Origin of the sequence: Rhizobium sp. SG2393, assembly GCF_042610495.1 — a bacterium.
Classification (GTDB): domain Bacteria; phylum Pseudomonadota; class Alphaproteobacteria; order Rhizobiales; family Rhizobiaceae; genus RU20A.
Genome location: NZ_JBHGAP010000001.1, coordinates 23,705 through 46,534, shown reverse-complemented (window position 1 = coordinate 46,534; position 22,830 = coordinate 23,705). Strand labels below are relative to the sequence as shown.

General features: G+C 65.2%; 15 protein-coding genes. 9 read left to right on the top strand and 6 right to left on the bottom strand.

The window, feature by feature from the left end:
- Positions 1 to 329 precede the first annotated feature (329 nt).
- Positions 330 to 1,586 (top strand): MFS transporter, encoded by a 1,257-nt coding sequence (locus tag ACED18_RS00220; protein ID WP_377287861.1) that lies wholly within the window; start codon positions 330 to 332, stop codon positions 1,584 to 1,586.
- 14 nt (positions 1,587 to 1,600) lie between these two features.
- Here the strand turns inward: ACED18_RS00220 and ACED18_RS00215 are convergent, their stop codons facing one another.
- Positions 1,601 to 2,008: a winged helix-turn-helix transcriptional regulator gene (locus tag ACED18_RS00215; protein WP_377287859.1), complete on the bottom strand. Its 408-nt coding sequence runs from the start codon at positions 2,006 to 2,008 to the stop codon at positions 1,601 to 1,603.
- 107 nt (positions 2,009 to 2,115) lie between these two features.
- On the opposite strand from ACED18_RS00215, the gene ACED18_RS00210 reads away from it, so the two are divergent.
- A complete protein-coding gene (locus ACED18_RS00210; RefSeq protein ID WP_377287857.1) occupies positions 2,116 to 3,129 on the top strand; it encodes a zinc-binding alcohol dehydrogenase family protein in 1,014 nt (337 codons plus the stop codon).
- A 187-nt stretch (positions 3,130 to 3,316) separates the two neighbouring features.
- On the opposite strand, the gene ACED18_RS00205 is transcribed toward ACED18_RS00210, so the two are convergent.
- Positions 3,317 to 3,931 carry a L,D-transpeptidase gene (locus tag ACED18_RS00205; RefSeq protein ID WP_377287855.1) on the bottom strand — a complete coding sequence of 205 codons (615 nt, stop codon included), beginning with the start codon at positions 3,929 to 3,931 and terminating at the stop codon, positions 3,317 to 3,319.
- A gap of 359 nt (positions 3,932 to 4,290) precedes the next feature.
- Here ACED18_RS00205 and mgtE point away from each other — a divergent pair, with 359 nt between their 5' ends.
- Complete coding sequence (mgtE, locus tag ACED18_RS00200) at positions 4,291 to 5,670, top strand: magnesium transporter (RefSeq protein WP_377287853.1); 1,380 nt, start codon at positions 4,291 to 4,293, stop codon at positions 5,668 to 5,670.
- Positions 5,671 to 5,843: 173 nt separating this feature from the next.
- Here the strand turns inward: mgtE and ACED18_RS00195 are convergent, their stop codons facing one another.
- Together ACED18_RS00195 and ACED18_RS00190 are read right to left on the bottom strand one after the other, a co-directional pair.
- Positions 5,844 to 7,505, bottom strand: a complete 1,662-nt coding sequence (locus tag ACED18_RS00195; RefSeq protein WP_377287851.1) for an electron transfer flavoprotein-ubiquinone oxidoreductase — start codon at positions 7,503 to 7,505, stop codon at positions 5,844 to 5,846.
- A 284-nt stretch (positions 7,506 to 7,789) separates the two neighbouring features.
- On the bottom strand, positions 7,790 to 9,847 hold the full coding sequence (locus ACED18_RS00190) for an FIST N-terminal domain-containing protein (RefSeq protein ID WP_377287849.1): 2,058 nt from the start codon (positions 9,845 to 9,847) through the stop codon (positions 7,790 to 7,792).
- Between the two features lie 241 nt (positions 9,848 to 10,088).
- On the opposite strand from ACED18_RS00190, the gene ACED18_RS00185 reads away from it, so the two are divergent.
- The 4 genes from ACED18_RS00185 (at position 10,089) to ACED18_RS00170 (ending at position 13,168) form a co-directional block, all read left to right on the top strand.
- A complete protein-coding gene (locus ACED18_RS00185; protein WP_377287847.1) occupies positions 10,089 to 10,976 on the top strand; it encodes a uracil-DNA glycosylase in 888 nt (295 codons plus the stop codon).
- Between the two features lie 149 nt (positions 10,977 to 11,125).
- Positions 11,126 to 11,302 carry a hypothetical protein gene (locus ACED18_RS00180; protein WP_377287845.1) on the top strand — a complete coding sequence of 59 codons (177 nt, stop codon included), beginning with the start codon at positions 11,126 to 11,128 and terminating at the stop codon, positions 11,300 to 11,302.
- Positions 11,303 to 11,394: 92 nt separating this feature from the next.
- Positions 11,395 to 11,541: a hypothetical protein gene (locus ACED18_RS00175; RefSeq protein WP_377287843.1), complete on the top strand. Its 147-nt coding sequence runs from the start codon at positions 11,395 to 11,397 to the stop codon at positions 11,539 to 11,541.
- Between the two features lie 343 nt (positions 11,542 to 11,884).
- On the top strand, positions 11,885 to 13,168 hold the full coding sequence (locus ACED18_RS00170; RefSeq protein WP_377287841.1) for an MFS transporter: 1,284 nt from the start codon (positions 11,885 to 11,887) through the stop codon (positions 13,166 to 13,168).
- A gap of 3 nt (positions 13,169 to 13,171) precedes the next feature.
- Here the strand turns inward: ACED18_RS00170 and ACED18_RS00165 are convergent, their stop codons facing one another.
- Positions 13,172 to 14,110, bottom strand: a complete 939-nt coding sequence (locus ACED18_RS00165) for a DMT family transporter (protein WP_377287839.1) — start codon at positions 14,108 to 14,110, stop codon at positions 13,172 to 13,174.
- A 367-nt stretch (positions 14,111 to 14,477) separates the two neighbouring features.
- Here ACED18_RS00165 and pepN point away from each other — a divergent pair, with 367 nt between their 5' ends.
- Together pepN and ACED18_RS00155 are read left to right on the top strand one after the other, a co-directional pair.
- Entirely contained in the window at positions 14,478 to 17,126 is a 2,649-nt protein-coding gene (gene pepN / locus ACED18_RS00160; RefSeq protein ID WP_377287837.1) for an aminopeptidase N, read from the top strand.
- A 300-nt stretch (positions 17,127 to 17,426) separates the two neighbouring features.
- Complete coding sequence (locus tag ACED18_RS00155) at positions 17,427 to 19,787, top strand: PAS domain-containing sensor histidine kinase (RefSeq protein WP_377287835.1); 2,361 nt, start codon at positions 17,427 to 17,429, stop codon at positions 19,785 to 19,787.
- A gap of 6 nt (positions 19,788 to 19,793) precedes the next feature.
- On the opposite strand, the gene ACED18_RS00150 is transcribed toward ACED18_RS00155, so the two are convergent.
- Positions 19,794 to 22,772 carry a bifunctional [glutamine synthetase] adenylyltransferase/[glutamine synthetase]-adenylyl-L-tyrosine phosphorylase gene (locus ACED18_RS00150; RefSeq protein WP_377287833.1) on the bottom strand — a complete coding sequence of 993 codons (2,979 nt, stop codon included), beginning with the start codon at positions 22,770 to 22,772 and terminating at the stop codon, positions 19,794 to 19,796.
- Between the last annotated feature and the right edge of the window lie 58 nt (positions 22,773 to 22,830).

Below are 22,830 nucleotides of genomic sequence, written 5' to 3'. Positions count from 1 at the left end.
TCGCCGCCGGCCCGCTTCTCCTGAAAGATCTGGCGCAGTCGCGTCAGTAACCGACCATACAGAGGCGTTGCCCGAAGACGGCAAAATACCCTTTCGTGAATCGACAGTGAGCTGTCACCGCATAATCGCGGCACACCACCGTCCTTTCCCACCCTCAACTTTCGATTGGCTCCAGCCTGATTTCTGTTAATGTTGCACCTGCGAAGCATTGATGCTTCGGCGATATTACAGGACGATCAGCCAGAGTGACGATTTCGGGGTGCGACGACCGGCAGGAGGAGGCCGGGCGGCGGTTTCCGTGGTTTTCTGGCGCTTACAGGAACAAAGCCTTGTCCCATTCTCCCCTTGTCGAGGACGGTGCCTCCTCCGGCCGGCCGTTTCCCGCCTCCCCCGTTTCCCTATCGCCGGCCCGCGTGGCGCTGATCATCTTCGCGCTCGCCGTCGGCAGTTTCGGGATCGGCACCGGCGAATTCGCCATCATGGGGTTGATCCCGGATGTGGCGAAGAGCTTCGGCGTCTCCAATGCGGATGCGGGGCATGTGATCAGCGCCTATGCGCTCGGCGTCGTCGTCGGCGCGCCGCTGATTGCGATGTTCGGCGCGCGGTTCCGGCGGCGTGACCTGCTGATCGGGCTGATGGGGCTGTTTGCGGCCGGCAACCTCGCCAGCGCCTTTGCGCCGGATTTCTGGAGCTTCACTCTCCTGCGCTTCATCACCGGCCTGCCGCATGGGGCCTATTTCGGCGTCGCGGCGCTGGTGGCGGCCTCTATGGTGCCGGTCAACAAGCGCACGCAGGCGGTCGGGCGCGTCATGCTCGGCCTGACGGTCGCGACGCTGGTCGGCACACCACTCGCCGCCTGGCTGGGCCAGGTGCTGGACTGGCAATATCTCTTTGCCGCCGTGGGCATGACGGGGCTTGCCTGCATGCTGCTGATCGCGCTCTTCCAGCCGCGGGATGCACGGCAGGCGCGGCGCGGCATCTGGTCGGAGCTTTCGGCGCTGAAGCGCAAGCAGGTGTGGCTGACGCTCGGCATCGCCGCCACCGGCTTCTGCGGCATGTTTGCCGTCTTCACCTACATCTCGCCAATCGTGACCGACGTGGCCGGCATGGGTGTGGGCATGGTGCCCATCGTGATGGCCCTCTTTGGCGCCGGCATGATCGTCGGCAATATCTTCGGCGCGAAGCTTGCGGACATGTCGCTGATGCGCACCATCGGCTGGGTGACAGTGGTCTACATCGCCGTGCTCGTCGGCTTCTCGGCCACCGCGCACATGCCGGCGATGCTGCTTGCCTTCTGCTTCCTGCTCGGCTGCAGCTTCGTGATCGGCCCCGCGCTGCAGACGCGGCTGATGGATGTGTCCGGCGATGCGCAGACGCTGTCGGCGGCGCTCATGCATTCGGCCTTCAACATCGCCAATGCGCTCGGCGCTTTCCTGGGCGGGCTCGCCATCAAGGCCGACTATGGTTACGGCGCGATGGGCTATGTCGGCGCGATCATGGCCGTTCTCGGCCTCGGCGTCTTCGCCGTCTCGCTGCTTCTCGACCGGCTGGACCGGGAGGCTGCGCTTGCCTGCCCGGCGGAGTGATCGCTTAAGACCGCTCAGGCGGCCTTGATCGCCTGCGCCTTGTCGGCAAGCCCGTCCAGCCCCTCCCTGTCGCCGCTGGCGTCCGTTGCCGGCTGCAGATGCCGGTCGCCCCAGTCCTTCATGGCAAGAAGCACGGGACGAAGACTTTCGCCCCTCTCGGAGAGGGCATAATCGACACGCGGCGGCACGACGGCGAAAACCGTCCGGGTGATCAGCCCGTCCTCTTCCAGCTCGCGAAGCTGCTTGGTGAGCATGCGCTGGGTGATGCCCTTCAGCTTGCGGCGCAATTCGCTGAAACGCAGGGTGCCGCTGAGGAGGTGATAGAGGATCACGCCCTTCCACTTGCCATCCAGAAGATCGAGCACGCCTTCCACCGGGCAATTGGGCGACCGTTCCAGAAGCGTCTGGCGGACACGGGCCATCACGGTATCCTTTTGGGTACTATATACAGGAAATGTGCATTCTTGCGCATTGCGAGAATAGTGCGCATCTAGCGGGCAGACAAGTTTCCGCGAGCAAGGAGAGAGCCATGCGTGCCGTCGCCTATCAGACACCCCAACCCATCACCGCCGACACATCGCTTGTGGACGTGACGCTGCCGGACCCGGTCGCCACGGGGCGCGATCTGCTCGTCTCGGTGAAGGCGATCTCCGTCAACCCTGTTGATACCAAGGTGCGCATGCGCGGCGGTGCGGAGGACGGGGGCTGGAAGGTGCTGGGCTATGATGCGGCCGGCATCGTGACCGCCGTCGGGCCGGATGTGACGCTGTTCAAGCCGGGCGATGCGGTCTTCTATGCCGGCGCGCTGAACCGGCAGGGCACCAATAGCGAGCTGCATCTGGTGGACGAGCGGATCGTCGGGCCGAAGCCCGCCTCGCTGGATTTCGCGGCGGCCGCCGCCCTGCCGCTGACGGCGATCACGGCCTGGGAAATGCTGTTCGATCGGCTGAAGGTGCAGGATGCCGTGCCGGGCGCGGCACCGGCCGTGCTGATCATCGGCGGCGCCGGCGGCGTCGGCTCCATCGCCATCCAGCTGTTGCGGGCGCTGACCGATCTCACCGTCATCGCCACGGCGTCCCGACCGGAGACGGCGGAGTGGGTGCGCACGCTCGGCGCCCATCACGTCATCGACCACGGCAAGCCGCTTTCGGCAGAGGTGACCGCGCTCGGTCTCGGCGCGCCCGGCTTCGTCTTTTCGACGACCCAGACGGACAAGCACTTCAAGGAGATCGTGGAGTTGCTGGCGCCGCAGGGCCGTTTCGGCCTGATCGATGATCCCGGCACGCTCGACATCATGCCCTTCAAGCGGAAATCCGCTTCCGTGCACTGGGAGTTCATGTTCACGCGGCCGGTGTTTGCCACCGCGGACATGGCCGAACAGCACCGGCTTCTTGGCGAGGTTTCACGCCTCGTGGACAGCGGCCGCATCCGCACCACGCTCGGCGAGAGTTTCGGGACGATCAACGCGGCCAATCTGAAGCGCGCGCATCAGCAGATCGAGAGCGGGACCACGAAGGGCAAGATCGTGCTGGAAGGGTTCTGAGATGGAGGGCTGTCGTTCGGCGCTTCGCGCTGGCGGTGCCCCTCTCCGCCGTCGTCCTCGGGCTTGACCCGAGGACCCATGCGGCCTTGCCGCGCCCCAGGCGTGGATCCTCGGCTTGGGGGCCGAGGATACAGAGTGTGTTGAGCCGCCCAGCCTCAAGACGTCGGCAAAGCGCCCGGGCGGGCCTTTACGCCTGCATCACCACCACGCGGGCACCGACGGTGACGCGTTCGTAGAGGTCGATGACGTCGTGGTTCATCATGCGGATGCAGCCGGACGACATGGCGAGCCCGATGGACTGCGGCTGGTTTGTGCCGTGGATGCGGAAATGGGTGTCGTTGCCGCCGCGGTAAAGATACATGGCGCGGGCGCCGAGCGGGTTGTTGGGCCCGCCCGGCATGCCGCCGGCATATTTCAGGTTGCGCGGGTCGCGGCGCATCATGTTGGCGGTCGGGGTCCAGCTCGGCCATTCGGCCTTGCGGCCGACCGTGGCATTGCCGGCCAGCGCCAGGCCATCGCGGCCGACGCCCACGCCGTAGCGCATCGCCCTGCCCTCGCCCAGCACGTAATAGAGCCGGCGGGCGGGCGTATCGACGATCACGGTGCCGGGCTTCTCGTTCGTCTCGTAGGCGACCTCGGTGCGGCGCAGCTCCGGCTTGATCTTGTGGATCGGCACGGCCTTCAGCGGAAACGGCTCGTCGGGGCGCGCGGCATAGTTTGCCTGATGGTTGACGGCGGTCGTGGAGCAACCGGCCAGCAGGGCCGAAACCCCGATCAGAAAGCCGCGGCGCGAGATCGACATGGAGCAATCCTTCATGTTTCGTGAATGCCGCAGACCTTAGGGAAAACATGGTTAACGCCCGGTAAAGACAGGGCTGCAACGATCAACGGGTGTGGCGAAATCAGGGCCATTCGCGGCTGCGCGAGGGGGTGCGACAGGGTGCGACACTGCGCGACTTGACATCTGGCAAAAGCAGGCGCACCCCTTGCTTCACGCGCCGCAATTTTCCTTCGGGGCGGATATCAACGGAGCCATCTTTCAGATGCCAAGCGACAGTGACAGTCGATTGAGAACGCCTCGCGTGGCCTCCGTGCTCTGACGCCTGCCGTCAGCTCGCCCGGTCGATCCCCGCGAGGTTTCGATCGACGGAAAGGCGAGACATGAATATCCAGGACTTTCCCGTTCGGGCAGGCCGCGCCGCCCGCTATCTTCTCAACACACGCACCGATGCGCCCAGCACGTCTGATCGTATCGATGAGCTCAACGCGCTCGACACGGCAGAGGCCGCACAGCTGCTTGCCTCTCTTCCCGAGAGCAAGGCGCTTGCCGTGATCGCACGCCCCGAGCTGCATGATGCTGCGGACATCGTGGCCGCCCTGCCGACGGCCCAGGCCGTGAAGCTGCTGAAGGGCACGGCGCACGACCGCGTGACCGACCTCTTCCAGTCGATGGGCGATGTCGGCCGGCGCAACCAGATCTTTGCCCGGCTGGACCCCGCCACGGCGCGTGCGGTCGAACATCTGATGAGCTATCCGCGCCGCACGGCGGGCGCCATGATGACGACGGAATTCGTCAGCGTTCCCGCCGGCTTCACGGTCGGGGAAACGCTGGCGCATGTGCGCCGCGTGGAGCGGGCCAGCGAAACCGTCTATGCCATCTACGTGCTCGACGAACGCCACGACAATCTCGTCGGCGTCGTGACGCTGCGCCGCCTCATCACCGGCGATCCGGAGGCCGATATCCTCGATCTCGCCCGCAAGGATGGCGTGGTCAGCGCAACCCCGCTGATGGGTCAGGATGAAGTGGCCCGGCTGATCCGCGCCAACAACCTGCTGGCCCTGCCGGTGCTGGACGATTACGGCCGCGTGCTCGGCATTGTTACCGTGGACGACGTGATCGACACGATGATCGCCGACACGACCGAAGACGCCCAGAAATACGGCGGCATGGAAGCGCTCGGAAAGCCCTACATGCAGATCGGCATCGGCGGCATGATCGGCAAGCGCGCCGGCTGGCTCGCCGCCCTCTTCCTCGGCGAAATGCTGACGGCGACCGCCATGCAGCATTTCGAAACCGAGCTGGAAAAGGCGATCGTGCTGACGCTTTTCGTGCCGCTGATCATGAGCTCCGGGGGCAATTCCGGCTCGCAGGCCACCTCGCTCATCATCCGGGCGCTAGCCGTCGGCGAATTGCAGCTGAAGGACTGGTGGAAGGTGGCGCTGCGCGAACTTCCGACCGGGATCGCGCTCGGCTCCATCCTCGGCGCCGTCGGCTTCGTGCGCATCGCCGTCTGGCAACTGGCCGGCTTCTACGACTATGGCAGCCACTGGATGCTGGTGGGCGCAACCGTCTTCGCCGCGCTGATCGGCATCGTCACCTTCGGATCCATGGCCGGATCGATGCTGCCCTTCCTGCTGCAGAAGCTGAAATTCGACCCGGCCAGCGCTTCTGCCCCGTTCGTCGCCACGCTGGTGGATGTCAGCGGTCTGGTGATCTACTTCACGGTGGCGCTCGCCATCTTGAGCGGGACACTGCTGTAGGGCATCCACTTCGCCCCGTCTTGCCCGGGCTTGACCCGAGCATCCATAAGGCACGGAAAACGCTTGCGAAATGGATCCTCGGGTCAGGCCCGAGGATGACGGCGCGGGTGGTTTGGCGGGTGCGCCGTAAAACAGGGCCTTGGCGGGGCGGACATCGCGCCCCGCCTGCCACATCACATATTCGGATAGACCGGCCCCTCGCCGCCCTGCGGGGGCACCCAGTTGATGTTCTGGTTGGGGTCCTTGATGTCGCAGGTCTTGCAGTGGACGCAGTTCTGGGCGTTGATGACGAAGACGTCCTTGCCGTCCTTCTCCACCCATTCATAGACACCGGCCGGACAGTAGCGCGTGGAGGGGCCGGCATAGACGTCGAGTTCGGAGGTCTTCTGCAGTTCCGGGTTCTTCAGCTGCAGGTGGATCGGCTGGTCTTCCTCGTGGTTGGTGTTCGACAGGAACACCGAGGAGAGACGGTCGAATGTCAGCACACCATCCGGCTTCGGATAGTCGATCTTCTGGTGCTTGGCGGCCGGCTCCAGCGAGGCGGCGTCGGTCTTGCCGTGGCCAAGCGTGAAGGGCGAGGTGCCGAAGATCTGGTTGATCCACATGTCGATGCCACCGAGCGCCACGCCAAGCGCCGTGCCGAACTTCGACCAGAGCGGCTTGACGTTGCGCACCCGCTTCAGGTCCTTGCCGATGAGGCTGGCGCGCCAGTCATTTTCGATCTCCACCGGCTCGTCATTGGCGCGGCCGGCGGCGATGGCCGCAGCGAGGCGGTCAGCGGCGAGCATGCCGGAGAGCACGGCATTGTGGCTGCCCTTGATGCGGGGCACGTTGACGAAGCCGGCCGAGCAGCCGATCAGCGCGCCGCCGGGGAAGGAGAGCTTCGGCACCGACTGGTAGCCGCCCTCGGTGATGGCGCGGGCGCCGTAGGACAGCCGCTTGCCACCCTCGAACGTGCCACGGATGGCCGGATGCGTCTTGAAGCGCTGGAACTCCTCGAAGGGGAAGAGATAGGGGTTCTTGTAGTTGAGGTGCACGACGAAGCCGACGGCGACCATGTTGTCTTCGAGGTGGTAGAGGAAGGAGCCGCCGCCGGTCTTCATGCCGAGCGGCCAGCCGAAGGAGTGCTGGACGAGGCCCTGCTTGTGGTTCTCGGGCTTCACCTGCCAGAGTTCCTTGAGGCCGATGCCGAATTTCTGCGGCTCGCGATCCTTCTGCAGGTCGAATTTGGCGATGAGCTGCTTGGCGAGCGAGCCGCGCACGCCCTCGCCGATCAGCACATACTTGCCCATCAGCGCCATGCCGCGCGTGTAGTTCGGGCCGGGCTCGCCATTGCGCTCGATGCCCATGTCGCCCGTGGCGACACCGATCACGGCACCGGAATCGTTATACAGCAGCTCGGTGGCGGCAAAGCCCGGATAGATCTCGACGCCGAGCGCCTCTGCGTGGCCGGCGAGCCAGCGACAGACATTGCCCAGCGAGACGATGTAGTTGCCGTGATTGTTCATCAGCGGCGGCATGAAGGCATTCGGCAGGCGCACGGAACCCGCCGGGCCGAGGAACAGGAACTGGTCGTCCGTCACTTCGGTCTTGAAGGGGTGGTCGGCCTCCTCGCGCCAGCCGGGCAGCAGCGCATCGATGCCGACTGGATCGACCACGGCGCCGGACAGGATATGCGCGCCGACTTCGGCGCCCTTCTCCAGCACGACGACCGCCAGGTCCGGATTGACCTGTTTCAGCCGGATCGCGGCCGAAAGCCCGGCCGGGCCGGCACCGACGATGACAACGTCGAATTCCATGCTTTCGCGTTCGGGAAGGTCGGTGGCGTCGCTCATCGTCTCGTCTCCCGCCGCGTGTCGCGGCCTTTCTCTGTCGGTTGCAGACCGGCTTACGCCGGCCCTCTCGCTCTCGTCGTCTCAAATCCGTCATGGCAAATGGCAAACGCCTTGTCGAGCCGGGATGCGACAGCAACGTTTCGCAATGCGCATGGGGTGATGACAGCGAATAATATTGACATTGACGTAAACGTCAATATGGCCGCACGAAACAGGGGCGCGACGACGCCCGAAACCGGCCTTGACCACGACCGGTCCCGCGCGCCACCGCGCCCTGAAAGATCTCAGGCTTCGATGCGTTTCAGCCGCTCCATGTCCTGATCGACCTGCGCCATCATGTGGCGCTGTTGGCGCGACATCTGCTCCACCTGCTGCATGACTTCGGAGATGCGCTCGAAGCCGCCGAAGAGATCGCCGAGACGGGTGAAAATGTCGGAGTAGCCCTGCTGGGCGCTGTCGATCTGTTCTTCCGATGTCTGGATATGCTGGCCCAGCACATTGAGGCTGCCTTCGACCTGCGCCAGCGAATCGCGGCTGCGGTCGAGCGTGGACTTGGTGTCGGTGGCCAGCCCGCGCACCTCGTTGGCGACGATGGCGAAAGCGCGACCCGCCTCCCCCGCGCGTGCCGCTTCGATCGTGGCGTTGAGGGAGAGGAGGTTGGTTTGCATGGTGATCTTATCGATGATGCCGACAATGTCGTTCAGGCGCTGCACCATGGTGGCCACCTTGAGGAATTCCTCCTTCAGGACACCGCGGCTTTCACCGGCGGAGACGCCGGCAATGCGGGTTTCGAGTTCGCCGCGCATGCCCTCCACCCGCCGGCGCACGCCTTCAGTCTGGCTGACGACCTGGTCGAGCTCGCTGGAAAGGCCGCTGGACTGATCCACGAATTCCTTCAGGCGGCCGATGACCTTCTTGCGTAGGCCGTTGATCAATTGCTGCTGGCTCAGCCGGCATTCCGTGAAATAGCGGGCAAAGCGCGCGTAATGGGCCGTGAAGCCGTCGACATAGGGATCGTGGAAGGGCGTGCCGTCCGGCACCTCGAAGAAAATGACGGCGGTCAGGGTCTGGTTGACGTTGATCCCCAGCAATTCGCCGAAGGTGGAAAAGCCCGCTGCCGGAATGTCCCAGGCGTGGTCGAGGCTGGAAAGGGCGCGACCATTGTTGAGGCGGCGCAGGATACAGTCGTTGAGAACGGCAGCGACGGGCTTCGGCTTGTTTTGAAAGAAGGCCCGCATGTCGGAGGTCGTCTGGCCGGCGAAATCGGTGGCGCGGACGAGGTGAAGCTCGTCGCCCGGATTGACGTCGCAATAGAAATTGACCGTCCCGCGATCGACATCGATGCCAGCCACGGAGCGGATGAAGAGATCGCCGCCCATCTTCAGGGCGAAAGTATAGCCCGTGAGGCGGTCGTTCAGTTCCTGTGGGCGGCAGTTCATCATGCGCGCCATGGCATCCACGATCGGCACGACCTCGACGGTGTCGGGATCGACGGCCGCGCGAACCTGGCGCGTTTCGACGGAGGCTTCCAGCACGACGAGCGATTTGCCGGTGGGGGTAAAGTTCTGGCTTTTCAGCACGCCGTAGCGGATGCCGGGTGCGGTCTTGGCGAAAACGATGACGGCATGGTTCTGAAGCAGGCGCCCGTCGGCGGCCAGAAGCGTCTCGCGAAAATCGAGCTTGCCGCCGGCCGAGCCGCCGACGAACAGGCAGGGGAAGCGGCCCGATTCATAGATCGCTTCCATGAAATAGTTTTCGCTGGCCGAGAGGCCGTCGATCAGGGTGAAGGCCACCGTATCGCGCGCATCGACGCTGAACGGCAATCGGATGCGCGACAGGGCGCCGGCCATTTCGGCAACACGCTGCGCCTGCGTCAGCCGGATCTGGCCCGAGCGGATATCGGCATTGCTGAGCGGCACCGTCTGCACGGAGACGGCGCTGAGGAGGTCGGGGCTGAAGATCTGGACGATGACGTTGTCCCAGCTTTCGCCGCCCTTGCAGTAGAGCGGACCGGGCGCCTGCGGTCCGCCGCAGAGTTCGCCGGCGGTCGTTGCCGCCACGAAGGGCACGGCGCCGGCGCGCTCGCGCACCAGCTTGCAGACACTGGCAAAGTCCAGATGTGGCGAGACGTAGACGAAAGCAAAGCGCGCCGGCCGTCCGGCAAAGAGGAAGGCGGAGGCATCGACCCCCGTCAGGCGCGCATCGGTGCGCAGCACGCGCATCGGATCGCCCGCAGCCCGCGCGGCGGACACATCCTGCTCGCCCGCCCTGGCCTGTGCGGCATTCTCTTGCCCTGCCCTCAGTCCATCCACCTCAGCGGCGACGGGATGCGCGGGCTTCATTGCCGGCAATGCCGCCGGTTCGGCCGCTGCGGACCGTCGTGTCCTCAAACGTGCAAACATCCCTCGATCGCCCTCCGCTAATTTAAGTCGAACGCGACGCTAGGAGCGCATTTTTAACAAGGCTTTAAGGACGTTGACCAAAAACCGTGCGAGGGGCTCCAGCCTTAGCAAGCGTCAAATGCGGGCTCAAAAAAGTTTTCGACCCTGTTCTTTCCGACCCTGCTTCGGCTAAGATGCGAGCATGACCTCCGACACTCTCGCCCATTTTTCCGCTGCGGAACTGGCAGCCCTTCTCGCGTTCAACGCGGATGCGGGCGTCGAGTGGCTGTTGGAGGAAAGCCCGCTCGATCGCTTCGTGGCGCCCCGCGCGCAGGCCCGTGAGGCGGGCATGCCGGCGGCACAGGGCCTTGCACAGACGGGGCCACAGACGGGTGGCGCGGCGCGCGCAGGCGAGGGTCGCGCCGCATCGCAGAGAGGGCAAAAGGCCGCCCCCGTCGCGAGCGCCCCTGCCGGGCCGGTCACCATACCCGACGAGCAGGCGGTGGCGGAAGCGCGGCGGCTTGCTGCCGGCGCGGCGACGCCCGAGGCGCTTCTGGAGGTCATGCGCGGCTTTGCCGGCTGCAACCTCAAGAATTCGGCTCGCTCTACCCTGTTTGCGGAAGGTGAGCCGGGGCGCGCCCTGATGATTGTGGGGCCCATTCCGCTTGCCGATGACGATCGCGACGGCAGGCCCTTTTCGGGCCGGACCGGCGCGATGCTCGACCGGATGCTGGCCGGCATCGGGCTTACCCGCGAGGCGGTGACATTGACGACCGCCATTGCCTGGCGTCCGCCGGGAAACCGCATGCCGACACCGCGGGAGGCCGACATCTGCCGTCCTTTCATCGAGCGGCAGATCGCACTCTATCGCCCGCAGAAACTGCTGCTGCTTGGCAATTTCACCGCACGCCTGTTCTTCAACAGCAACGAGACGATCCATGACCTCAGGGGCCGCTGGCAGGCGATGACGTTCGACGGCCATGCCGTCGCAGCACTTGCCACCCATCATCCGCAGGACATGGCTGCGACGCCGGAAAAGAAGAAACAGGTCTGGGCCGACCTCCTGGCGCTGAAAGCCGGCCCGGTCTGAGGCCGGCCAGGCCAAACCTGCCTCAAACATGAACAATCGATGAAAAAAGCCATGCAAATTGCGCATGGCAGCGCCGCCGCGCGCGGCCTTGTCGAATCCATGCTGCAACGCAATATGTACGAACGGGAGGAATGGATAAGGAAACCGCCATGACTGCCCGCTTTCGCCCGATTCACAGCAGCTTCGAGACGCTCCGCCAGGTTGGCGGCGTGCGTCGCGCGCCTGTCTTTGCCGCCGGCAGCGCAGCCAACGAGCAGATGACCGCGATCGGCTACGCCCGCATTTCCCGTCCCTGCCCGATCTTTTCCGAAGCAATCGTCCGCTAAGGCCTGCGCGGAGACGTATTCGTCGCCCCCGCGCCCTGCCGCCTGACGTCACACGTCCCGACCCGCCATACCTGAGAAAGACACAGCCAGCCATGACCACCGTCCTTTCGCCGATCCGCACGCTTCTCTCCGGCGTCGCCGATATCCGCACCGCCGTCAGCGCCTCGCGCGAGTATCGCCGCCTGGCCGGACAGCCCCTGCCCCGCAAGCCCGTCATCAGCAATCTGCTGCCGCAATAAACAGCCGAAGCGCGGCTCTCAGGTGTCAAAGCCGCCATCACCCGTCTGGCCGGCACTTTCCTGACCGGAACGACGGGACGCGACACAGGCACGGTCGCTTCTTCGCAACCGTTCGGATTTTATCGGCCCCGGCCTTTTCGCCGGGGCCGCTTGCGTTTTGAGGGCAACGCCTCGGGGGGAACGGAAGGCGGGGGCGTGTGAGCGTGCCCCGTTCCTGCGCCATCATCTGTCGTTTTCCACGGGACAGGCATTGGCCGCTTGGCGCAGATTAGGGCGGTTCGGGCCATGCGTCGGGCGTTGCCACCGCCGGACGGTCGTCGGCGGTGTTGTCAGGGAGGCGTTGATGTTTGCTAGCCTGGGTTCGGTTCTGAGCCTGATGCTCTCGACGCTGCTGATGATGGTGGGTTTCGGGCTGCAGAGCTATGTGCTGCCGGTGCGCTCCGTCGCCGAGCACTGGTCCACGCTCAGCATCTCCTGGTTTGCGACGGGCTATACGATCGGCTTCACGCTTTCCTGCTTCGTCACCTCGCGGCTCATCTCGCGGGTCGGGCATGTCAGGGTGTTCACGGCGCTGATCACGCTGCTTTCGGTGGCCGTGCTGCTCTGCGGCCTCGTGGTGGACTGGCGGGCCTGGATCGTTTTCCGCTTCATCTCCGGCTTTGCGATCTCCGGCAGCTACCTCGTCATCGAAAGCTGGCTGAACGAGCGGGTGACGAATGACAACCGCGGCATGCTGTTTTCGCTCTACCTGATCACCACCATGGTCGGCACGATCGGCGGGCAGTATCTCGTGCCGCTCGGCGATCCCACCAACACGTCGCTCTTCATCCTCTGCGGCATCATCTTTTCGCTGTCGCTTCTGCCGACGGCGTTGACAGCTTCGCCGCTGCCGGCGGCACCGTCAAAGGTGCGCTTCAACATTGTCGGCCTCTACCGGCGCTCGCCGGCGGCTGTCGTCTGCGGCTTTCTGGCCGGTGCGCTGTCGGGCGCCTGGCTCAATCTCGGCGGTGTCTACACCCAGAAGACCGGCCTTTCCACGGCGGAGGGCGCGACGCTTCTGGCAGCACTGCTCGCCGGCAGTTCCATCGCCCAGATCCCGATCGGACGGGCGTCCGACCGGATGGACCGCCGCATCGTCATGGTCGGCTGCGGCATTTTCGGTGTCATCGCCTGCATCGCCATGGTGCTGGTCACCGGCAGCGAGCCTTCGGTACGCTATGTCGTGGCGGCCTTGGTCGGCGCCGTGATCTTTCCGATCTACGGGCTCAACGTCGCCCATGCCAACGACCTCGCGGCACCGACCGATTATGTCGAGGTCTCTTCGGGCATGATGATCACCTATGGCATGGGCACGATTTCCGGGCCGCTGATGGTGGCGCCCGCGATGGATACGTTCGGGCCCTCGGCGCTCTTCATGGTGCTGGCGGTCTATTTCGCGCTTTATGGCGGCTATGCGGCCTGGCGGATTTCGCAGCGCCATGCGGCCGACGGGCTGGTGGCAAAGACCGATTTCCAGCCAAGCCCCATGCCGCAGCCGGGCCTCGATCCGGCCGGCACGCTGCAACAGGCGGCCGGCGACGCGGACATGGTGCCGGATGATACGGCTCCCAGACCCGCCTCCCCTTGACCGTCACCCCTGCGGGGTCATCGCCCTGGGTGCGGCACGGCGTTCCAGGCCCAGCCGGTGCTCTCGAAAGATGATGAAGATGCCGGCTGCGATCACGATCAGGGTTCCCACCAGCATGTGTATGGTCGGCACGTCGTCAAACAGCAGGTAGCCGATCACCGTTCCGAGCAGGATCGATGTGTATTCGAAGGGCGCGATGGTCGACATATCCGCATGGCGGTAGCTTTCCGTCAGCAGGATCTGCGCAATGCCGCCGCAGATGCCGGCCACCGCCAGCAGCAGGAAGGCATGGAGCGAGAGAGGCGTCCAGCCGAAGGGCAGCGAGACCAGCGAAAAGAGCGAGGCGCTGAGGGAGAAGTAGAGCACGATCGTCTCGGTGCGCTCGGACTGCACGAGCTTGCGCACCAGCACCATGGCGGTGGCGCCAAGCGTTGCCGATGCCAGCGTGGCCAGCGCGCCGAGCGCTTCCTTCGCGCCGAAACCGGCCTCGGAAAACAGCGTAAGGCGCGGCCAGACGATGATGAGGACACCGACGAGACCGACCGCAACGGCCGACCAGCGATAGAGCCTGACCGTCTCCTTGAGAAATACGGCGGCGAAGATCACCGTCAAAAGCGGCATGGCGTAACCGATGGCGATCGCCTCCGGCAGGGGCAGGTGCACCAGACCGTAGAAGCCGAAGCTCATGGCAACGATGCCGACGAAGCCGCGCAGAAGATGGCCGCTGATATCGGCCGTGCGGAACGCCGCCACCAGCCGGCCGCGGACGGCGAGATATCCCATGATCGGCATGAGCGCGAAGGCAGAGCGGTAGAAGGTGATCTGCCCGGTGGCGATCTCGTCGCCAGCCGCCTTGATGCAGGTGGACATGACGAGAAAAACGATGACGGAGGTGATCTTCAGCGCGATGCCGCGCAGCGGATTCGGGTGGGCATCGTGCATGGCGGGCTGCAATCCTGTCGGCGCGTCTCAAGACGCCCTCTTAGGACTCGGCTTTTACGGCAATTCGCTGGCGGGCGAGATCAATTCTCGTGATGCATTGCGCCATTTTGCACATAGGACAGACATGCCGGCTATAGTCATGATATCCTCAGTATTTAAGGGCGCTCTTGTGTCAGAAAACAGCACAGTCTTTAGCGATTGTTAGTGGGATCGCCGTAATGATCGGCAGCCTTGCCCTTGACGCTGCCGTCCGGCCGTCCCTCGGTGGGCTCCGCAAGACATGCACCGAGGCGTGCAGCAGTGCGGACAGCAGTTCAGGACCGGCGTCTCCCCCTGACGGGTATGCCGGCCGCAAGCGGGAAGCACTATGCGAACACAGACGGGCCAGATCGTTCACCTCGCCGACTACAAACCGTTCGATTTCGTTCTTGAACGTGTGGATCTCACCTTCGAACTGGATCCGACGGCGACGAAGGTCGAGGCTCGACTGATCTTTCACCGGCGCGAGGGCGCCGATCCGGCCGCCCCTCTCATCCTCGACGGTGACGAGCTGGTTCTGAAGGACCTTCTGTTTGACCAGATGCCGCTGGAACCCGGCCGCTTCACCGCCACCGATACGAGCCTCGTGATCCGCGATCTGCCGGCGGAAGTGCCCTTCGAGATCACCATCGTCACAGAGCTTTCGCCCGAGACCAATACCCAGCTCATGGGTCTTTACCGCACCAGCAATGTCTATTGCACCCAGTGCGAGGCGGAAGGATTTCGCCGCATCACCTATTTCCCCGACCGTCCCGATGTTCTCTCGGTCTATACGGTCAATATCATCGCCGACAAGGCGAGCTCCCCTCTGCTTCTCTCCAACGGAAACTATCTCGGCGGCGCCAGCATGGGCGATGGGCGGCACTTCGCCGCCTGGTTCGATCCGCATCCCAAACCGAGCTATCTCTTCGCGCTGGTAGCCGGCGATCTCGGCACGGTGGAAGACCGTTTCGTGACGATGTCGGGCCGCGAGGTGACGCTGCGCATCCATGTGGAGCACGGCAACGAGCCAAAGGCGGCCTACGCGATGGATGCCCTGAAGCGCTCGATGAAGTGGGACGAGGAGGCCTTCGGCCGCGAATACGACCTCGATATCTTCATGATCGTCGCCGTTTCCGACTTCAACATGGGGGCGATGGAGAACAAGGGCCTCAACGTCTTCAACGACAAATACGTACTGGCCGACCCCGAGACCGCCACGGATGCCGACTACGCCAATATCGAGGCGATCATCGCGCATGAATATTTCCACAACTGGACCGGCAACCGCATCACCTGCCGCGACTGGTTCCAGCTGTGCCTGAAGGAAGGCCTGACGGTCTATCGCGACCACGAGTTTTCCGCCGACGAACGCTCGCGCGCCGTCAAGCGAATCGCTGAGGTGCGGCATCTTAAGGCCGAGCAGTTTGCCGAGGATGGCGGCCCGCTGGCCCATCCGGTTCGCCCGAGCACCTACAAGGAAATCAACAACTTCTACACGACGACCGTCTACCAGAAGGGCAGCGAAGTGACGCGGATGATCGCGACGCTGCTCGGCCGCGACGGTTTTCGCAAGGGCATGGACCTTTATTTCGACCGGCATGATGGCCAGGCGGTGACGATCGAGGATTTCGTGCGCTGCTTCGAGGAGACGAGCGGGCAGGATCTGACACAGTTCTCGCTCTGGTACCGGCAGGCCGGTACGCCGCTCGTCACGCTGTCGGGCAGCTACGATGCCGGACGCCAGACCTTTACGCTCGATCTGGAGCAGATGGTGCCGCCGACGCCGGGACAGACCGCCAAGGAGCCGATGCATATTCCGCTGAAGCTTGCGCTGCTCATGGAAGACGGCAGCGAGGCGCCGCTCTCCGCGGTCGAAGGCTCGCGGGTCACGGGTGACGTGCTGCACCTGACGGAGCGGCGGCAGACGGCCGTGTTCCACGGCATTCCGTCCCGACCGGTGCTCTCGATCAATCGCGGCTTCTCCGCGCCGATCAATCTGCAGTTTGCTCAGGGCGCGGCCGATCTTGCCCATATCGCACGCAACGAAAGCGATCTCTTCGCCCGCTGGCAGGCGATCAGCGATCTTGCCCTGCCGAACCTCGTCGCAGCCACGCAGGCAATCCAGGCGGGTGCCGAACCCGATTGGGATCCGGTCCTGGTGGATGCGCTGATCGACATTGCCGGGGACCGTCACCTGGAGCCGGCCTTCCGCGCCATGGCGCTGACCCTGCCGGCGGAAGCCGACATCGCCCGCGCCATCGGCGCCAACACGGATCCGGACGCGATCCACGCGGCGCGCCAGCATCTCTTCACCACGCTCGCCATCGCAGGTCTTTCGGTCTTTGCCGCCCTTGTCGAGACGCTGGAAGCCACCGGTCCCTTCTCGCCGGATGCCGACGGTGCCGGCCGGCGCGCGCTGCGCGGCGTGGCGCTGTCCTATCTCGCGGCGGCAGAACAGGCGCCGGGCCGTGTCAAGGCGGCCTTCGATGTCGCCGACAACATGACCGACCTGTCGCAGGCCCTCTGCATTCTCGCCCACCGCTTCCCCGATGCCGCCGAGACAACCGCGGCCCTTGACGCTTTCCGCGCGCGCTTCGGCGACAATCCTCTCGTCATGGACAAGTGGCTTGGCATTCAGGCGACCATTCCCGGCGACGGTGCCCTGCCGCGCATCGAGGCGCTTCTTTCAGACCCCGTCTACAACGCCCAGAACCCGAACAGAGTGCGCGCGCTGATCGGCAGTTTCGCCTTCCAGAACGGTACGGGCTTCAACCGGAAGGATGGCGCCGGATACCGGCTGCTGGCGGGCCAGGTGCTCGATATCGATCCGCGCAATCCGCAGCTTGCCGCCCGCCTGCTCACCGCCATGCGCTCCTGGCGCTCGCTGGAGCCGGTGCGCGCCGCTGCAGCAAAGGCGGCGCTGGAGACGATCGCAGCCGCCTCGCCGCTCTCGGCCGATGTCGGCGATATCGTTGAGCGCATGCTGAAGGGCTGATCGCGTCGAAGCCATGGCTCCGGTCGGCCTTGAAGGCATTCCGGAGCCCGTTTTTCTTTCCTGTGCATGCGGTCTGGCGGCGCTTTGCGACCCCTTGCAGATGCGTGGCAGGCGTGATCCGCAGCACCGGCAAGGCGTGTCGGGACGGCTCCCGGTGTTGCATCCGAGTCGCGCCAATCGCCGCGCGGAATCAACCCCTTAACAATTCCTTACTTTTCCGCTGGACAAGGCGAATCGCCTTTGATTCATTGGCGGCAGATTCGGGCGAGCGGCGCGGCGAATCATCAAAGGGTGACACCATTGGCAAAGTTTGCGGACGCGCAGCGAGGGCGCGCAGCCGGAGAGGCGACGCGTCTCCGCTTTCCGAATTTCCGAGCGGGATCTTCGAGCTTCGTTGATCACGTGCGCGTGTTCGTGGGGCCAACGGCGGCACGCTTCTCGCGAGCAGAGCCGATCCTGAAACGGTCCATCCCGGTTCTCATCATCGCCTTTCTCATCGTGGTGGCGCTTGCGCGGGCCAGCAGCATCATGCTGGAACATGAGCGCATGGAGACACAGACGCGGCAGCAGGATCTTCTTGCCGTGAACCTGGCGGCCGCCCTGTTTGCCGGAGACGGCGTCGATCTCTTTGCATCCGCTGCGCGCAACGACGTGGAAACCCGTCTCAATGCGGCCCTGCCGTCCACCGTTCTGCCACCGGGAAGCTTCATGCTGGCCGTGCGCGCCGATGGGCGCGTCTTTGCCGGGACGCCAGAGGGCGCTGCCTATGTGGGCCGCAACCTGGCCGATCTCGCGCCCGAAGTGGCCGTCCTGCACTTCTTTGGCGAGAACGCTGCATCGGCCCTGACGGCCACGCTCGATGGCGAGCGCCACATCGTGGCACGAGCCGAAATCGCCAAGGGCAGCGGCTTCATGATCTCGGCCACGCCGCTGCTGATCATCGACAAGGTCTGGCGCGACGAGGTGTCCCTGAACGTCACGCTGTTTGCCGGCATCTCCTCTATCCTGCTGGTCATTCTCTACGCCTATTACATCCAGGCGAAACGGGCGCGGGATGCGGATGCGATCTTTGCCGAATCCAACCTGCGGGTGGAGACGGCGCTGTCGCGCGGACGCTGCGGCCTCTGGGACTTCGATCTCGCCAACCGGCGGCTCTTCTGGTCACGTTCCATGTATGAAATGCTCGGCATGGCCGCGCACAACAGCGTGCTGTCCTTTGCCGATGCGGCGCGCCTCATGCACCCCGAAGACAACGCCATTTACCGCGTGGCGCGGGCCATCGCGCGCGGCGATGTGCGCCATATCGATCATGTCTTCCGCATGCGCCATGCCGAGGGTCATTTCGTCTGGCTGCGCGCCCGCGCCCAGTTGATCCGCACGGCATCGGGCCGCCTGCATCTCATCGGCATCGCCATGGACGTGACCGAGCAGCACCGTCTGGCGCAGCGCTATGCCGAGGCCGACCAGCGCCTGGCAGACGCCATCGAATGCACCTCCGAAGCCTTCGTCCTCTGGGACAAGGCCGATCGTCTCGTCATGTGCAACACGCATTTCCAGCAGGCCTACAAGCTGCCGGACGACGTGCTGGTGCCGGGCGTGGAGCGCGGCGCGGTGCAGGCCGCCGCCGCGCGGCCGATCATCGAGCGACGCATTGCGGATGCCGATTCCGCCAATCATTCCAAGACGACGGAAGTGCAGCTTGCCGACGGGCGCTGGCTGCAGATCAACGAGCGGCGCACCCGCGACGGCGGCCTCGTTTCCGTCGGGACCGACATCACCGCGCTGAAGCGTCACCAGGTGCGCCTGCGCGAAAGCGAACGCCGCCTGATGGCGACCATCGGCGATCTCTCCGCCTCGCGCCAGACGCTGGAGCGCCAGAAGGCCGAGCTTTCGATCGCCAATGCCAATTACCAGGCCGAAAAGGAGCGCGCCGAGGCCGCCAACAAGGCGAAATCCGAGTTCCTGGCCAACATGTCCCACGAACTGCGCACGCCGCTCAACGCCATTCTCGGCTTCTCGGAAATCCTGCAGAACCAGATGTTCGGGCCGCTGGGCTCGGAGAAGTACCATGAATACTCCCGCGACATTCACGACAGCGGCAAGCACCTCCTGAATGTCATCAGCGACATTCTCGACATGTCGAAGATCGAGGCAGGCCACATGCGCATCACGACCGAGGTGATCGACCTTGCGCCGCTGATCGACGAGACGCTGCGCCTCACCTCCATCCCGGCCGAGCAGAAGAACATCCATGTGGAGGCGGCCATCGACAACGGCCTCACCCTCGTCGCCGACCGGCGCGCCATGAAGCAGGTCCTGCTCAACCTCATGTCGAATGCGGTGAAGTTCACCAATGACGGTGGCAGCATCCGGCTGCGCGCCCGCAAGGTCGCCGGCGCCGTCACGCTCACCATCGCCGACACCGGCATCGGCATTCCGCGCGCCGCGCTGCGCAAGATCGGCCAGCCTTTCGAGCAGGTGCAGAGCCAGTACGCCAAGAGCAAGGGCGGCTCCGGCCTCGGGCTCGCCATCTCCCGCTCGCTCACACACCTGCATGGCGGGCGCATGAAGATCGTCTCCACCGAAAATGTCGGCACGATCATCACCGTCCGCATCCCCGACCGCGAGGCCGACCGCCTGCAGGTGACGGCGGCGGCGTAGGACGCCTTACGCCCCCTTCGCCCGCCCCGCCTTCTTCTCGCCCACCAGCGCGCGAAAGATCGTCCGTGTTGCCGTCGAGAGGCGGCGAATGTCGGCTTCTGTGGCGCGCAGGTCCGGCGCGTCGGCGGCGCGGCAGACGAGGTCGATGAGACCGGCTGGCGCCTCCTTGGGGTCGAAGGGCCCGTCGATGCACAGTCGAATGATCTGCGAGATCTCGGTGAAGAGCTGCAGCGTTTCCAGCACCCGATCCGTATCGTCCTGCATCATCCGCCGCGGTCCGAGCCGTGCGATGACCTCGGCGGTGGAAGGCGTGCCCTCCTCCCAGATCGCAGCGCTGCCGGCGGAAAGCGCCAGGAACTGGGCGATGAACTCGATATCGACGAGGCCACCGGCGATCAGCTTCAGGTCCCAGAGGTCGCGCGGGGGCTTTTCCGTTTCGATCAGGGCGCGCATCTCGGCCACATCGCTCGACAGCGTGGCGGGATCGCGTTCGGCCGAAAGCAGTGTCGCCACCGTGGCGCGGGTCTCGGCGGCCAGACCGGCATCCCCGGCGATCACACGGGCGCGGGTCAACGCCATGTGCTCCCAGGTCCAGGCTTCCTCCCGCTGGTACTTGGCGAAGGCACCGAGACGGGTCGCGACCGGGCCCTTGTTGCCGGACGGGCGCAGGCGCATGTCCACGGCATAGAGCACGCCTTCGGCGGTCGGCGCCGACAGCGCGGCGATCAGGCGCTGGGTGATGCGGGTGAAATAGCGCAGCGCATCGATCGGCTTGGCGCCATCGGAATCGCCCGCCGCATCGTCGTGGTCGTAGAGCAGGATGAGATCGACATCGGAACCGGCGGTGAGTTCGTGGCTGCCGAGCTTGCCCATGCCGAGCACGGCGACACGCCCGCCCTCGATCCGGCCATGGACGGCCTCGATCTCGCCAAGCACGGCCTCGAGCGCCGCTTCGATGACGAGATCGGCGACGGCGGTGAAGGCGCGGCCGGCCCGCGCGCCCGTGATGGCGCCCGTCAGCAGGCGGACCCCGATCAGGAAGCGCTGTTCGGCGGCGAAGATGCGCAGACGGTCGAGCTTTTCCTCGTAGTGGCGCGCACCGCTGACAAAGGCCGCCATCCGCTTGCGCGTGTCCTCTCGCGTCGGCAGTTCCGCCAGCAGGCGCGGGTCCAGCATGCCGTCGAAGACATGCGGGCGGGAGGCGATGATGTCGGCCAGGCGCGGCGCGGCCGACATGATGTTGACGATCAGCTTGAGGAGCGGCGGATTGCTGGCGATCAGCGAGAAGAGCTGGATGCCGGCGGGAAGGCCGGAGAGGAAGCTGTCGAAGCGCGCCAGCGCCTCGTCTGCCCGCTTGCTCTGCCCGAAGACACGCAGCAGCTCGGGCGTCAGCTCCGTCAGCCGTTCACGTGCCTCGACCGATTGCGTCGCGCGGTAACGGCCATAGTGCCAGGTGCGGATGATGCGGGAGATATCGGCAGGGCGTTCGAAGCCGAGGGTGGCCAGCGTCTTCAGCGTGTCCGGGTCATCGCTCTGGCCGGTGAAGACGAGATTGCCCGCCTCCCCGGAAAGCTTGCGCTCCTGCTCGAAAAGCTGCGCATAGCGCCGCTCCACCGTCTTCAGCACCTTCGACAGCGCGGCCGAAAAGCCCGCCGTGTCGGCAAAGCCCATCATATAGGCGATGCGCTTCAGCTCGGCTTCCGTCTCCGGCAGGGTGTGGCTCTGCTCGTCGGCCACCATCTGGATGCGGTGTTCGACATTGCGCAGGAACCAGTAGGCCGTCGTCAGCTCGCGCGCCGTCTCCTCGTCGATCCAGCCGGCCTTGGCGAGTGCCGCCAGCATCGCCTCCGTGCCGCGCAGGCGCAGTTCCGGCATACGCCCGCCGGCAATCAGCTGCTGGGTCTGCACGAAGAATTCGATCTCGCGAATCCCGCCGCGGCCGAGCTTGATGTTGTGGCCTTTGACAGCGATCTCGCCATGGCCCTTGTGGGCGTGGATCTGCCGCTTGATGGAATGGATGTCGGCAATCGCGGCATAGTCGAGATATTTGCGGAAGACGAAGGGCACGAGTTCGCGCAGGAAAGCCTCGCCTGCCCTGATGTCGCCGGCGACCGGCCGCGCCTTGATATAGGCGGCACGCTCCCAGTTCTGGCCGCGCCCCTCATAATAGATCAGCGCCGCCTCGACGGGGATGGCAAGCGGCGTGGAGCCGGGATCGGGGCGCAGGCGCAGATCGGTGCGGAAGCAGTATCCGTCACCGGAGCGCTCCTGCAGGATGCGCACCAGCCGCCGCATCAGACGCGCAAACATCTCCGGCGCCTTGTCCTGGTCGAGGATCACGGGCGCATCCGGATCGTAGAAGACGACGATGTCGATGTCGGAGGAGTAGTTGAGCTCACGCGCGCCATGCTTGCCCATGCCGAGGACCACGACACCGGAACCGGCGGCGGGATCGGCGGGATCGGCAAGGCGCACCTGTCCCGCCTCATGGGCACCGAGCAGCAGGTGGTCGATGGTCGCGGCCACCGCCGCATCGGCGAGATCGGAAAGGGCCGCCGTCGCCTGCCGGCCGTCGATCAGGCCGGCGAGATCGCAAAGGCCGACGGCAAAGGCCACCTGCCGCTTGGCGCGCCTCAGCCTCGCCATCACCTCGCCGTCACTTGCCGCCCTGCCCTCCGCCGTCTTCCAGGCGTTGCGGGCGGCGACGAGCGCTTCGGCCAGCACGGCATCGAGTGGCCGCGTCAACAGCGCGTCGAGCGTTTCCAGGCAGGGCAGCGCCAGATCGCGCAGGTAGGAGGAAAGCGAGCAGGCCGCCACCAGCACGTCGCGCACCGACGCTTCAGCGTCCAGCGCGGCCTTCAGCGCCGGAGCCGATTTCGCCAAGTCCCTGAGATCGGCCAGAATGCCCCTGACATCGCCCTGCTTCAGCGGGCGGATGGGGCACGACGCCAGCGCGCCGAGCACGGCGCCTTTCTCGTCCTGCATGGTGTCTCCCGTCATGGCGGCGCTGCTGCCGCTCTGTCTTGTCGCGGATGCGGCGCCG

Excerpts from the sequence above, each read along its gene's own strand:
- ACED18_RS00215 (WP_377287859.1), bottom strand. The coding sequence starts at position 2,008 with ATGGCCCGTGTCCGCCAGACGCTTCTGGAACGGTCGCCCAATTGCCCG.
- ACED18_RS00210 (WP_377287857.1), top strand. The coding sequence starts at position 2,116 with ATGCGTGCCGTCGCCTATCAGACACCCCAACCCATCACCGCCGACACA.
- ACED18_RS00205 (WP_377287855.1), bottom strand. The coding sequence starts at position 3,931 with ATGTCGATCTCGCGCCGCGGCTTTCTGATCGGGGTTTCGGCCCTGCTG.
- mgtE (WP_377287853.1), top strand. The coding sequence starts at position 4,291 with ATGAATATCCAGGACTTTCCCGTTCGGGCAGGCCGCGCCGCCCGCTAT.
- ACED18_RS00195 (WP_377287851.1), bottom strand. The coding sequence starts at position 7,505 with ATGAGCGACGCCACCGACCTTCCCGAACGCGAAAGCATGGAATTCGAC.
- ACED18_RS00190 (WP_377287849.1), bottom strand. The coding sequence starts at position 9,847 with ATGAAGCCCGCGCATCCCGTCGCCGCTGAGGTGGATGGACTGAGGGCA.
- ACED18_RS00185 (WP_377287847.1), top strand. The coding sequence starts at position 10,089 with ATGACCTCCGACACTCTCGCCCATTTTTCCGCTGCGGAACTGGCAGCC.
- ACED18_RS00180 (WP_377287845.1), top strand. The coding sequence starts at position 11,126 with ATGACTGCCCGCTTTCGCCCGATTCACAGCAGCTTCGAGACGCTCCGC.
- ACED18_RS00175 (WP_377287843.1), top strand. The coding sequence starts at position 11,395 with ATGACCACCGTCCTTTCGCCGATCCGCACGCTTCTCTCCGGCGTCGCC.
- ACED18_RS00170 (WP_377287841.1), top strand. The coding sequence starts at position 11,885 with ATGTTTGCTAGCCTGGGTTCGGTTCTGAGCCTGATGCTCTCGACGCTG.
- ACED18_RS00165 (WP_377287839.1), bottom strand. The coding sequence starts at position 14,110 with ATGCACGATGCCCACCCGAATCCGCTGCGCGGCATCGCGCTGAAGATC.
- pepN (WP_377287837.1), top strand. The coding sequence starts at position 14,478 with ATGCGAACACAGACGGGCCAGATCGTTCACCTCGCCGACTACAAACCG.
- ACED18_RS00150 (WP_377287833.1), bottom strand. The coding sequence starts at position 22,772 with ATGCAGGACGAGAAAGGCGCCGTGCTCGGCGCGCTGGCGTCGTGCCCC.